Below are 13050 nucleotides of genomic sequence, written 5' to 3'. Positions count from 1 at the left end.
TGCGGTGGGGGGCTGTCCAGGTGTGCGAATTGGCCGGGGCGCGACGAGGAGCGGAGGCGCGTACGGGGCCGGCGCCGCACGCACCCCCCGCGGGCCGGCCAACGGGCCTCCTCATGGCCGGGCTTCGCCCGTAAACTCCGCGATCATGACGATCGAAACGACTCAGGCAGCCGGAACGGCCGAGGCCGAGGCCCTGTTCTCCACCATGTCCACGATGCGCGCGATGCGCCGGCTCAAGCCGGAACCCGTCCCGGACGAGACGCTGGAGCAGCTCATACAGGCCGCCGTCTGGGGCCCCAGCGGCGGGAACATGCAGTGTTACGAGTACGTGGTCGTGACCGACCGCGAGGTGATGGCACGTCTGGCCCCGCTGTGGAAGCGGTGCGTGGACGCGTATCTGGCGACGACCGGGAAGTACGCGCCCAAGGGCATGGACGACGCGGCGTACGGCCGGATGGTCGCCGCGATCGAGTACCAGCGCGACCACTTCGCCGACACACCGGCACTGATCGTGCCCTGCTACCGGTTCCCGGAGCCCCGGATGGACGAGGAGGGCCTGGCCGCCTACGCGCAGGCGCTCGGCCCGGCGGGGGTCGAGCACATGATGAGCACGCAGACCCGCTTCCAGGCACTCGCCGAGGGCTCCTGCGTGTACCCGGGGGTCCAGAACGTCCTGCTCGCCGCCCGGGCGCTCGGGCTCGCGGCGAACGTCACCATCTGGCACCTGATGCTGGAGCAGGAGTGGAAGGAGGCGCTCGGCATTCCCGAGGACATGCAGACCTTCGCGGCCATTCCCGTCGGATGGCCCAAGGGCAACTTCGGGCCGATCCGGCGCCGCCCGGTGGCCGACGTCATCCACCGCGACCGCTGGTAGGACCAGCCGTCCGGACCACGCCCCGGCGGCGGGGTCCGGACGGCACTCTCCCCGTGCGCGCGGGACGCTCAACTCCATTGGGGTGAAAGGGAGTTCGACACGCCGCGCCATGATTGTCATGCCCTGGACAGACGGATAACCTGAACGGGCCTCGCGGCCCCCGCTCCACCCCACCCGGGCCCGGCGCCGTTCTTCTCCCCCACAGAGCAGGAGCAGGTATGCCCACACGCGCCGCCGCCCACACCCGGGCCCGCGCCACCGTGCTCGCGGCCCTCACCGCCACCGTCCTGGCCGCGACCGGCACCCCGGCCCTCGCCTCGACGGACACCGGGCGCCCCATGAACCGGGCGTTCGAGCAGGCCGCCGAGACGTACGACGTACCCCGCGATCTGCTCGCCGCCGTCGGTTACGGCGAGACCCGGCTCGACGGCCACTCCGGTCGCCCCAGCCAGGCGAACGGCTTCGGCGTCATGCACCTGGTCAGCAACCCCACCCACCGGACCCTGGAGCAGGCCGCCGGCCTCACCGGGAAGCCCCTGGCCGAGCTCCGCGGCGACACCCCGGCCAACATCCTGGGCGGCGCGGCCGTCCTGCGCGGGTACGCGGACAAGCTCGGGCTCGACGCCGGGGACCGCGACGACCTCGGCGCCTGGTACCCGGCCGTCGCCCGGTACAGCGGCGCCGACGGGCAGGCCGCCGCCCTCTACGCCGACACGGTCTACACGTTCCTGGCCGACGGGCTCGACGCCGTCACCCCGGACGGCGAGCACGTCTCGGTGACGGGCCGCCCGGTCTCCCCGCACAAGGACGGCCTCACCGCCACGGACGCGAGCGTCCGGAGCGCCGACTACCCGTCCGCCCTCTGGGCCGCGGCCGACCCGAACAACTTCGCCACGGGACGCTCGGCGACGATCGACAAAGTGGTCATCCATGTCACGCAGGGCTCGTACGCGGGCACGATCAGCTGGTTCCAGGACCCGGTGTCCGAGGTGAGTTCCCACTACGTGGTCCGCTCGTCGGACGGCCAGATCACCCAGATGGTGCGCGACAGCGACACCGCGTACCACGCGCGGAGCGCCAACGCCTCGTCGCTCGGCATCGAGCACGAGGGCTTCGTCGACGACCCGTCCTGGTTCACGGACTCGATGTACCGGTCCTCGGCCGCCCTGACCGCGTACCTGTGCGACCGGTACGACATCCCGAAGGACCGCGCGCACATCATGGGGCACGTCGACGTGCCGGGCAACGACCACACCGACCCCGGTCCGTACTGGGACTGGAACCGCTACATGGAGCTGGTCGGCGGGAGCAACGACGGCGGCACCGGCGCGGACGGGCTGAGCTTCACGGCGTACGCGACGCAGCGCAGCGGTTCGACGGGCGCCCAGGTGCGAGCCGTTCAGACACTGCTGAACGCGCAGAAGTACCCGGTGGGCGAGGTGGACGGCAGCTTCGGCCCGGCCACGGAGGGTGCGGTGAAGAAGTTCCAGACCGCGCGCGGCCTGGACTCGGACGGGGTGGTGGGGGCGAAGACCTGGACCGCGCTGCTGTCCGCGGGTACCACGCCCGAGATCGCGGAAGGCGCCTCGGGCGACACGGTGAAGCGGCTCCAGCGCGCGCTGACCGCGGCGCTCGGCTCGACGGTCGGCGTCGACGGCAGCTTCGGTCCGGGGACGGCCACCGCGGTGCGGAGCTACCAGACGAGCCGGGGCCTGAAGGCCGACGGGATCGTGGGGCCGGGTACCTGGGGAGCGCTCCAGGCGGGCAGCTGACGGCCGGCCCCCGGGGCCGCGGCCGAGCCCCGGGGGCTCTTCGTCACGTTTGGGTAACCTGCCGGAAACCCTTGACGTTTCTCCTGACACGTTCCTAACCTCCTCGTGTAGTCGCACTTCACGTGCTGCGGCGCTTTCCGCAGTGTTTTGACAGGCACAGACATAGACCACCTGTCGGTGGTTTCGTCATGCCTGTTTTTTTGTGCTCCCCGTGCCGCCGATGGGTCTTCCTCGAAGGCGGATTCATGGCACAACGTCCGAGCGTCAAAGGCGTCGCCGACGTCGTTGCGCTCATCGATGGGCTGGGAAAGATCACCGGCCGGGCGCAAGTCATCTGGTTCCTCGTGTTCGGCGGGCTGTTCCTCGACGCCTACTCGAACGCGGCGCTGAGCGCCGGTCTGGGACCGATGACGTCCCAGATGGAGCTGACCAGCACGCAGGTCTCGATCCTCACGGCCACCGCTCCGGCCCTGGCGATCATCTTCAACCCGGTCGGCGGCTGGCTCGCCACCCGCATCGGCCGGGTCCCCCCGCTGCTCATCGCCAAGGTCTTCGCCATCGCGGGTGCCCTGCTCGCCGCGTTCGCCGGTGACTTCACGGTCGTCTGGCTCGGCCGGGTCCTGGTGGGTGTCGCGTACGGCATCGACTTCGCCGTCGCCATGGCGCTGCTCGCCGAGTACACCCCCGCCAAGCTCGGCGGACGGCTGAACCTGTGGCAGGCCGTCTGGTACGTCGCCACCACCAGCAACCTCGCGCTCGCCCTGGTCTTCTTCAACCTGGACGTCGGCTCGGACATCTGGCGCTGGTCGGTCGGTTCGGCCGCCGTCGTCGCCGTGGCGCTGCTCGTGGGCCAGTGGCTGATGCTCAGGGAGAGCCCCACCTGGCTGGCGAGCAAGGGCCGCCTGGACGAGTCCGTCCTCAACCTGGACCGGATCTACGGGATCAAGGCCGTGGCCGGGAAGCCGGACGCGGCGACGCGCGCCGCGACCGCCGCGCCCGCCATCGGCTTCCGCCAGGCCGGGGTGCTCTTCAAGGGCGAGTACCTGCCACGCACGATCCTCTCCTCGGTCATCTCGCTCGGGCAGTCGATGCAGTACTTCGCGGTCGGCTGGTACCTCCCGCTGATCAGCCTGACGATCTTCGGCGAGAGCTTCGAGAAGGCCACGATCGGCTCGATGGTTTTCAACGCCTTCGGCATCGCGGGCGGGCTGCTGTCCGCGTACTTCGGCCGCAGGCTCGGGCTGCGGCTCAGCTCCGCCGCCGGCTTCGCCGGGGTGTTCGTCGCGCTGATCGCGATGGGGCTGACCTTCGAGAAGGTCCCGACGGCCGTGGCGTTCCTGCTGCCGGTGCTGTTCATCCTCTGCCACTCCGCCGGTCCCGGCGCCAACGGCAAGTCCATCGCTGCGCTCTCGTACAGCAGTGATGTGCGCGCGCTCGGCACCGGTGTCACCGGGATGGTCGGCAGCTTCGGCAGTGTCGCGGGGCTGTACCTCTTCCCGCAGATCAAGGAGTCGCTCGGCCTCGCCGACACCTTCCTGGTGCTCTCCGTCGTCCCGCTGCTCGGCATGATCACCTGCCTGGCCATCAAGTGGGACCCGATGAAGGCCGCCTCGCCCGACGAGGCCGCGGCGCAGCGGGCGACGGATGCGCCGGAACACGCGGAGTCCGTCACCGCGCGCTGACCGTCCGCCGCTCCTGCCGCACCCCACGATGGTCCCTCTCCCCCTCCGTACAGCTCGCGATGCTCGCAATGAAAGGGCTGCAATGACGCAGACGCTCCCCGGCGCCTCCCCCCGGCGCGGTGTGCTGGCCATCGACGAGGGCACCACCGGCACCAGGGCCGGAGTCGTCCTCGACTCCGGCGCCGCGCACGAGGTGTTCTACCGGTCGATCGCGGTCAGCCATCCGGACGACCTCTCGGTCGAGCAGGATCCGATGGAGATCTGGACGGCCACCCTCGACGTGGCGCGCCGGGCCGTCGGCGCCGCCCGGGCGGAGGGGATCGAGCTCACCGCCGTCGCCCTCTCCACCCAGCGGGCCACCGCGATGCTCTGGGACCGGGTCACCGGGCAGCCGCTGCTGCCCGCCGTGGTGTGGCAGGACCGGCGGTACGCCGCCGAGCTCACCGCGCACGAGGCGAAGTGGGACGCCGTTCTCACCGCCCGTCAGGGCCGGCCGGTCGGCGCCCGTGCACCGTTCCTCTGGGCCGCCCGGCAGATCGCCGCGCACCCGGCGGTGGCCGCCGCGCACCGCGAGGGCCGGCTGCTCTTCGGCACCGTCGACACCTGGCTGATCTGGCGGCTGACCGGTGGCGCCGTGCACGCCACCACCCCGACCAACGCCGCGTCCAGCGGGGGCTACCTGCTGGAGCGGCACGCCTGGGACGAGGAGTGGATCGGCCATCTCGGCTTCCCCCTCGACCTGCTTCCGGAACTCCGCTCGGACGACGCCGGATTCGGCATCACCGACCCGGCCGCCCTCGGCATCGCCGTCCCGCTGGCCGCCTCCATGGGCGACCAGCACGCCGCACTGATCGCGCTCGGCGGCCTGGCCGCCGGGCAGGGCATGTGCATGTACGGGACCGGCGCGTTCGTCGACGCGGCGACCGGCACCACGCCCGCCCTGCCCCGGCCGGACATCTCCGGGGTGCTCGCCCAGCCCGGCTACCGGCAGGGCGGCACCAGCCACTACAGCCTGGAGGCCTACACCTCCACGGCGGGTTCGGCGCTGCGCTGGCTCTGCGACGACCTGGGCCTGTTCGCCTCGCCGAAGGAGCTCGGTGAGGAGGCCGGCCGGGTCCCCACCCGGCCGGGCCGCACCCCGCGCTTCGTCCCGGCGCTCGCCGGGATCCGCACACCGGTCTGGCACCCGGAGGCCACCGCCGCCCTCACCGGCCTCACCCTCGCCACCACCCGCGCCGATCTGGCCCGGGCCGTGCTCGACGGCATCGCGCACTCGGTGTGCGACCTCGTCGACGGGGTCGCCGCCACGATGGGCGCCCCGTTCACCCGGCTCCGGGTGGGCGGCGGGGTCGCGGGCAGCGACCCCCTCATGCGGATCCAGGCCGACCTGACCGGGCTGCCGCTGGAACGCGTCGCCGACTCGGCGACCGCCAGCCTGCGCGGCACCGCCTATCTGGCCGGGGTCGCCCAGGGCCTGTGGGGCTCGCTGGAGGAGATCGTCGAGGCGCAGCCGCGCGGCCAGGTCTTCGAACCCTCCACCGGCGCGGACGAACGCGCCGAGCAGCGGGCCGCCTGGCGCGACGTACTGATCGGCCACCTCAAGGACCCCGCTCTCACCCCCCACTGACGGCCCCTCACCGTCAGCAGGCGGCGGCCGGACACCCGACCACGCGGCCGCCGCACCGAACCACCAGGAGTTGATGTTGTGATCACCATGCCCGCCCGGAAACCGCGGCGCAGCGCCGCGGCGACCCGCCGCACGCCCCTGCTGCTCGACCGCGCGGCGGCCAAGCGGCAACTGGCCGACGACACGTACGACGTACTCGTCATCGGCGGCGGCATCACCGGGGCGTACGCCGTACTGGACGCCGCCTCGCGCGGGCTGCGCGCGGCACTGATCGAGAAGGACGACTTCGCCTCGGGCACGTCGTCGAAGTCCTCGAAGATGGTGCACGGGGGGCTGCGCTACATCGAGCAGGGCAACGTCAACCTCGTACGGCACTCGCTCCTGGAGCGGCACCGCTTCCGCAAGAACGCCCCGCACCTGGTGCACCGGCTGCCGTTCCTCTTCCCGATCCTGGAGAAGGAAGGCATCTTCGACGCCCGCCTCGCCAAGGGCTTCGAGGGGCTGCTGTGGACGTACGACCTGGTCGGCGGCTGGCGGATCGGCAAGCTCCACCAGCGGCTGACCGTCCCGGAGGTCCTCGCGCAGGCGCCGACGCTGCGCGCGGAGAACCTCCAGGGCGGGCTGATGTACTTCGACGCCCGTACCGACGACGCCCGTCTCGTCCTGACCATCGTGCGCACCGCCGCGGCGCTCGGTGCGACGGTCCTCAACGGGGCGAAGGCCGAGGGCCTGCTGATGCAGTCCGGCAAGGTGGCCGGGGCGCGGGTCGACGTGGACGGTGACAGCGTCGACATCCGGGCGCGGGCCGTCGTCAACGCCACCGGGGTGTGGACCGACGAGCTGGACGCGAAGGCCGTCGACGGCCACCGGCCGCAGGTCCGCCCGGCCAAGGGCGTGCACATCGTGGTGCCGTGGGACAAGGTACGGATCAACTGCACGGTCACCGTGCCGATCCCCGGCCGCGCCCGCCGTGCGACGTGCACCCGCTGGGGCAACAGCGTCGTGCTGGGCACCACGGACGAGGACTACCAGGGCTCCCCCGACGACGTGCACTGCACGCGTCAGGAGATGGACTTCCTGCTGGAGGGCGCCAACACCGCCTTCGAGGGCAAGCTCACCCCGGACGACGTGGTCGGCTCCATCGGCGGGCTGCGTCCGCTGGTCGGCGGCAAGGAGGGCGCGACGCTCGACATGCGGCGCGACCACCACATCAGCATCGGCCGCACCGGCATGGTCACGGTGACCGGCGGCAAGCTCACCACCAGCCGGCACATGGGCGAGCTCGTCATCGACAAGGTGATGACCGTCCTCGGCCGCAAGGGCAGGAGCCGCACCACGGACCTTCCGCTGCTCGGCGGCGCCGGCTACGACGCCGAGGCCGTGGCCGCCTCCGGTGGCATCGCCGCGCACCTGGGCGAGCGCTTCGGCACCGAGGCGCGCTTCGTCGGCGACCTGATCCAGGAGGACCCGACGCTGGCCGAGCCCATCGTCGCGGGACTTGCCTACACGAAGGCCGAGGTCGTCTACGCGGCCCGCGCGGAGCTCGCCCGCTCGGTCGACGACGTCCTCTCCCGCCGCATGCGCGCCCGGCTCTTCGCCCGCGACGCCTCCGCCGACGCGGCGGGCGCGGTCGGCGCGATCCTCGGCCGCGAACTGAACCTCACGGAGGCCGAGGTGGAGCGTTCCGTCTCCGACTACCTCGCAGCCGTCCGTCACGAAAAGTCCGTACTCCTCGAAGGGGCAGCAGCATGATCAGCCGTCAGACCATCACCCACCCGTTCAACCGGGGCAACTACACGGTCGGCGCTCCCAGTTTCGCCAAGTGGGCGCAGAACACCCCCATCGGCGACGGCGAGGCCGCGCTCCAGAACAACCCGGTCGAGGTCCCCGAGGCCGTGGTCGAGGCGCTGCGCGAGGCCGCGCACGCCGTGCACGTGGAGCGCGACGAGGTCGTCACCCGGACCCGTGACTGGTGGGCCGGTTCGATGATCGGCGAGACCGAGGGCCGTCCCGCGACTCCGGACGCCGTGATCGTCGAGGCGGCCGACGCGGACCAGGTCGCCGCCGTGCTGCGGATCTGCCACGCGGCGGGCATCCCGGTCACCCCGTCCGCGGGCCGCTCCAACGTCACGGGGGCGGCGCTGCCCGTCTTCGGCGGTGTCGTCCTGGACGTGTGCGGGCTGAACGGGATCACCGGATTCGACGCCGAGTCGAACGTGGTGGACGTCCAGGCCGGCATGTTCGGCGACCTCTTCGAGAAGCAGCTCCAGGAGGAGTACGGCGTCACGACGGGCCACTGGCCCTCCGCGTTCGCCGTCTCCACGGTCGGCGGCTGGATCGCCTGCCGCGGCGCCGGCCAGCTCTCCACGCGCTACGGCAAGATCGAGGACATGGTCGTGGGCGTGGACGTCATCCACGCGGACGGCACCCGCGCCACGTACGGCGACTACGCCCGTGCGGCGGTCGGACCGGACCTGCGCCAGCTGTTCATCGGCTCCGAGGGCACCCTCGGCGTCATCGTCGGCGCGCGGCTGCGCGTCCACCCGCTGCCCGAGTACGCGAACGCCGTCGCCTTCGGCTTCGAGACCTTCGCCGAGGGCCTGGACGCCTGCCGCAAGATCATGCAGCGCGGCGCGACCCCGGCCGTCCTGCGGCTGTACGACGCCCTGGAGTCGGGCACCCACTTCGGCCACCCGGAGACCAACCTCCTGCTGATCGCCGACGAGGGCGACCCGGCGATCGTGGACGCCACGATCAAGGTGGCGGCCGAGGTCTGCTCCGCGTACGGCCCCGAGCTGGACTCCGAGGCGGTCTTCGAGCGCTGGCTGGACGAGCGGATGATCGTCGGCAAGTCAGCGGACGGCTTCACGCCGGGTCCGGGCTTCGTCGCCGACACCCTGGAGATGGCGGCCTCCTGGGCCGGCCTCCCGGTCATCTACGACGAGGTGGTCGCCGCGATCCAGTCGGTGCCCGGCACCCTGGCGGCGTCCGCCCACCAGTCGCACGCGTACACCGACGGCGCCTGCGTCTACTTCTCGCTGCGCGGCGAGGTGGCGCCCGAGGCGCGGCGCGACTGGTACCGCTCGGTGTGGGACGCGGCCAACGCCGTCCTCATCAAGCACGCCGCGGCGCTCAGCCACCACCACGGCTGCGGACTGCTGCGCGGCCCCTACCTGCAGGAATCCCTGGGCGCGGGCTTCGCGACGTTCGTCGCGGTGAAGGCGGCCCTGGACCCGGCCGGCATCCTCAACCCTGGCAAACTGGGCCTTCCCAGCCGATTCGGTACGTCTCCGCTGAACTGACCCAGCACTCTTCCAGGCAGGTTGTGCCATGACCCCTTCCCCGTCCCGGTCCGGCGCACCGCTCGATCCGCGGCTCACCTCGGCGTTCGCCGAGGTGCCCGTGATCGCGTCGGTCGTCGGCACCCAGCCGCTGCGGCAGTTCCTGACCGCACCGGCCAAGGTATGCATCCTCGCGTCGTTCGCGGTGGGGCAGCTGCCCCAGGTCGTGCCGGCGCTGGGCCGGGCGGGGAAGCTCGTGTTCGTGAACGTGGACAGCAGCCCCGGTCTGGCTCAGGACCGGGGCGCGCTGGAGTTCATCAAGAACATGGGCGCCCACGGCGTGGTCAGCACCCGGCTCTCGCTCATAGAGAAGGGCCGGCCGCTCGGCCTGCTGACGATGATGAAGGTGTTCGTCACCGACCGGTCCAATCTGCGCCGCTCCACGGACGCGATCTCGCGCGGGGCGCCGGACCTGGTCGAGATCATGCCCGCCCCGATCATCGCCCGGATGAGTGCGCAGGCCCAGCGCGCCATGTCCCCGTCGGTGGCCGCGGGCTTCGTGGAGTGCCCCGCGGACGTGGCGCTCGCGCTGGCCCTCGGGTCGGCCGCGGCCGCCACGTCCGACCCCCGCCTCTGGCATCTGCGCCGCGACCAGCTGCCACCGGTCCCGCCGGCCGCACTCAAGAGGCCGGTCCCACCCCAGGAGTAGTACCGACGTGACATACGTAGTCGTAGCCCGCTACCGCACCAGGCCCGGCGAGCAGGACACCGTCCTCCCGCTGCTCGACACCATGGCCGCCGCCTCCCGCGAGGAGCCCGGCAACCTCGCCTACCGGGTCCACCAGGGCACCGAGGACCCGCGGGCGATCGTGCTCTACGAGGAGTACGCGGCCGAGGCCGACTTCACCGCGCACTGCGCGACCCCGCACTTCCAGGAGATCGTGCTCGGCCAGGTCGTCCCGCTCCTGGAGAGCCGCGACGTCCTGCGCTGCTCGCCCCGGGACGAGGTGACCGCGTGAAGACCCGGTCCGTGGTCCTGCGCGGTATATCAACGGCACGGCCCTACGCCCGAACCCGTCCGGTCGAGGTGGAGGAGCTGAACCTCGGCGCCCCGCGCGAGGGCGAGGTCCTGGTCCGCGTCGCCGCCGCTTCCCTGTGCCACTCGGACCTCTCGGTCGTCAACGGCGACCGGGTCCGGCCGCTCCCCATGGCCCTGGGCCACGAGGCGGTCGGGGTGGTGGAGGAGACCGGGCCCGGCGTCCACCGGATCGTCCCCGGTGACCACGTCGCCCTGGTCTTCGTGCCGAGCTGCGGCTTCTGCGCCGACTGTGCGGCGGGCCGCCCCGCCCTGTGCGCGCAGGCCGCCGCGGCGAACGGTTCCGGCGCCCTGCTGCACGGCCCCTCCCTGCTGACGGACGCCTCCGGCGCCACGGTCCACCACCAGCTGGGCGTCTCGGCGTTCTCCTCGTACGCGGTGGTGGCCCAGGAGTCCGTGGTGCCGATCCCCCGCGACATCCCGTTCACCGTGGCCTCGATGTTCGGCTGCGCGGTCCTGACGGGCGCCGGCGCGGTGATCAACACGGCCGCCCTGCGCCCCGGCCAGTCGGCCGTGGTCTACGGGCTGGGCGGCGTGGGCCTGTCAGCGGTGCTCGGGGCACGGGCGGCCGGCGCGTACCCGATCGTCGCCGTCGACCCGGTCCCGGAGAAGCGCGCACTGGCCCTGCGCCTGGGCGCGACGCACACATACGCCCCCGACGAGGCGCTCGGCGCGATCCGCGAACTGACGTCCGGCGGGGCGGAGGTGGCGGTGGAGGCCGTGGGCAGCCCGAAGGTCATGGCCGAGTGCCTGGCCGCGGTGGCCCGCGGCGGCAAGGTCGTCTCGGTGGGCCTGCCCGCCCCCGACCGGGTGCTGGAGGTCCCGGCCCTGGCCTTCGCGGGCGAGGGCAAGTCGCTGCTGGGCTCCTACATGGGTGACGCGGTCCCGCGCCGCGACATCCCCCGGTTCCTGGACCTGTGGCGGGCGGGGCTGATGCCGGTGGAGGAGATGCACACCGGCACCCTCGTGCTGGACGAGGTCAACCACGCGATGGAGGAGCTGGCTTCCGGCCGGGCGATCCGTCAGGTGCTCGACACTTCGGGGCTGCTGGGGGTGTGAGAAGAGGATCCCGGCCGCCCTTCACCGAGCCTCCGGCCCGCGCGGCCGGGGCCCGGTGCCGGGGTTCGGTGCCGGGTTCGGTGCCGGGTTCGGACAGCACCTCCTGTGTCCGCTCCGGAATGAGCGGACACGAGCGCGTCAGCCGCAGTGCCCGCGCTGTACGGCCGTCTCGCGCCCCGGGGCGACGAGTTCCGGAGCGGGGCAGCCGCCCGACCGATCGTGGTTCCGCGCGCGGCAGCAGTCCCACGCCTCCGTTCAGGCCCGCTCGTACCGCAGTTCCACGACCCCGCTGCCGAAGGTCCGCGTGCCCGCGAGCCGGAGTGCGGTCCTGGTGTCCGTCGACGGGAACATGGACCTCCCCCGGCCGATCAGGACCGGGTGGACGTAGACCCAGTACTCGTCGATCAGATCGAGCGCCGCGAAGGACGCGGCGAGGTCGGCGCCACCGAGCCCCAGGTCACCGCCGGGCTGCTCCTTCAGAGCCCTGACCTCTTCGGGCACGACCTCGCGGACGATCGTGGTGTTCCAGTCCGCCCGCTCCAGCGTCCGGGAGTAGACGTACTTCGGCATGTTCCGCCAGATGACGGCGAAATCGGCCATCGGCCCGGCGTTCGCCGGGTCCTGGTCCGCGGTGGGCCAGAAATCCGCCATCAGCTCATGGACGACCCGCCCGTGAAGGAACCCGCCCATCCCGGCGATCCGCTCGTTGAAGTAGCGGTGCAGTTCCTCGTCGACGAGGTGCCAGCTGATGTCCTGGTCCGGTCCCTCGAAGAAGCCGTCGAGGGAGACCGACATGGAATAGATGATCTTTCGCATCGCGAACCTCACCGGAAGCCTCGGGGCTGATCTGCGGGGACGATTCCCGACCATACCGGGCTGCCGGTCGCGGGCGCGGGAACCGGGGAGCGGCATCCGGATGTCCACGACGGACACATCGGGGCGGGAGGCACCGGGCTCGCGTCCGGCACCCCCTGACGGTTCGGCGCGGCCGGTCGCGCGTGTGAGGGCCCGCCTCCGACAGGCCGCCTCCGGCCTGTTCAGCGCGTGACGGTGAACGTGGCCGCCCGGGGCAGGAACTTCGTGTCTCCGTCCTTCGCGGTCGCCAGCACCGACACGTCCCAGGCGCCTTCCGCCAGACCGGCCGCGTCCCGCTGTGTCACCTTCAGCGTGTAGGTGCAGCGCGAGGTGGTGTCCGAGGTGCCGCGGCAGGTGGCCGCGTCCACGGACCGCATCTCCGCCTCGGTCGGGTCGAGCTTCGAGCTCGTCGGCCAGGCGAGCACCTTGAGGCTGCGCACACCCGAGTCGTCGCTCACGTCCGCGGTGTACGTGAGTGCCCCCGCACCGCGCGGGGTCGGCGCGACGTAGCGTGCCGAACCGTTCTCCACGTCCGGCCCGGAGGCGGCCGAGGCAATGGCGTATCCCCCGGCGGCGACGGCACCGAGAGCGACGACGCCGATGACGGACGGGACGAGGACGCGCTTGGACATGGGTGACTCCTTGAATCGACGGGAGAGTTGATGGGCGGGATGCGGAACAGCCGGTGACCGGCCGCTTTCCCGATGTGATCGAGCCTAGGGCCGGCCGTGCCCCCCGTCCTCGGGCCGGGGGACGACCGCGGGGTCCTCCCGCGGGTGCAGAGCCTGCACCCCAGGTAAGAGA

At 72.2% G+C, this 13050-nt stretch carries 11 protein-coding genes; 9 read left to right on the top strand and 2 right to left on the bottom strand.

The genetic code is table 11. The features are described from left to right. Positions 1-145: 145 nt before the first annotated feature. The 9 genes from JGS39_RS02395 to JGS39_RS02355 all read left to right on the top strand — a co-directional run bounded on the left by JGS39_RS02395 (position 146) and on the right by JGS39_RS02355 (position 11391). Positions 146-874, top strand: coding sequence for a nitroreductase family protein (locus JGS39_RS02395; protein ID WP_219566983.1), 729 nt, complete (start codon positions 146-148; stop codon positions 872-874). Positions 875-1092: 218 nt separating this feature from the next. Then, positions 1093-2646, top strand: coding sequence for a peptidoglycan-binding protein (locus JGS39_RS02390; protein WP_219566982.1), 1554 nt, complete (start codon positions 1093-1095; stop codon positions 2644-2646). Between the two features lie 245 nt (positions 2647-2891). Next, positions 2892-4328: an MFS transporter gene (locus tag JGS39_RS02385; protein ID WP_219566981.1), complete on the top strand. Its 1437-nt coding sequence runs from the start codon at positions 2892-2894 to the stop codon at positions 4326-4328. An 82-nt stretch (positions 4329-4410) separates the two neighbouring features. Beyond that, positions 4411-5955, top strand: a complete 1545-nt coding sequence (locus JGS39_RS02380; RefSeq protein ID WP_219566980.1) for an FGGY family carbohydrate kinase — start codon at positions 4411-4413, stop codon at positions 5953-5955. Between the two features lie 78 nt (positions 5956-6033). Next, positions 6034-7707, top strand: coding sequence for a glycerol-3-phosphate dehydrogenase/oxidase (locus JGS39_RS02375; RefSeq protein WP_219566979.1), 1674 nt, complete (start codon positions 6034-6036; stop codon positions 7705-7707). Beyond that, a complete protein-coding gene (locus tag JGS39_RS02370; RefSeq protein ID WP_219566978.1) occupies positions 7704-9257 on the top strand; it encodes an FAD-binding oxidoreductase in 1554 nt (517 codons plus the stop codon). Before JGS39_RS02375 ends, JGS39_RS02370 begins: the two co-directional genes overlap by 4 nt. Positions 9258-9285: 28 nt before the next feature. After that, on the top strand, positions 9286-9945 hold the full coding sequence (locus JGS39_RS02365; RefSeq protein WP_219566977.1) for a glycerol-3-phosphate responsive antiterminator: 660 nt from the start codon (positions 9286-9288) through the stop codon (positions 9943-9945). A gap of 7 nt (positions 9946-9952) precedes the next feature. After that, a complete protein-coding gene (locus tag JGS39_RS02360; RefSeq protein ID WP_219566976.1) occupies positions 9953-10255 on the top strand; it encodes a putative quinol monooxygenase in 303 nt (100 codons plus the stop codon). Continuing rightward, positions 10252-11391 carry a zinc-binding dehydrogenase gene (locus JGS39_RS02355; RefSeq protein ID WP_219566975.1) on the top strand — a complete coding sequence of 380 codons (1140 nt, stop codon included), beginning with the start codon at positions 10252-10254 and terminating at the stop codon, positions 11389-11391. Before JGS39_RS02360 ends, JGS39_RS02355 begins: the two co-directional genes overlap by 4 nt. A gap of 255 nt (positions 11392-11646) precedes the next feature. Here JGS39_RS02355 and JGS39_RS02350 read toward each other — a convergent pair whose 3' ends face one another. Both JGS39_RS02350 and JGS39_RS02345 read right to left on the bottom strand, forming a co-directional pair. Next, the gene (locus JGS39_RS02350; RefSeq protein WP_219566974.1) at positions 11647-12207 is read right to left on the bottom strand and encodes a dihydrofolate reductase family protein; all 561 of its coding nucleotides are present in this window, start codon (positions 12205-12207) and stop codon (positions 11647-11649) included. A gap of 221 nt (positions 12208-12428) precedes the next feature. After that, entirely contained in the window at positions 12429-12878 is a 450-nt protein-coding gene (locus JGS39_RS02345) for a DUF5707 domain-containing protein (protein WP_219566973.1), read from the bottom strand. Between the last annotated feature and the right edge of the window lie 172 nt (positions 12879-13050).

The organism is Streptomyces poriferorum, assembly GCF_019399235.1.
GTDB classification, from domain to species: Bacteria; Actinomycetota; Actinomycetes; order Streptomycetales; family Streptomycetaceae; genus Streptomyces; species Streptomyces poriferorum.
Note: the sequence above shows the minus strand (reverse complement) of the source record. Positions and strands in the feature narration are given on the sequence as shown.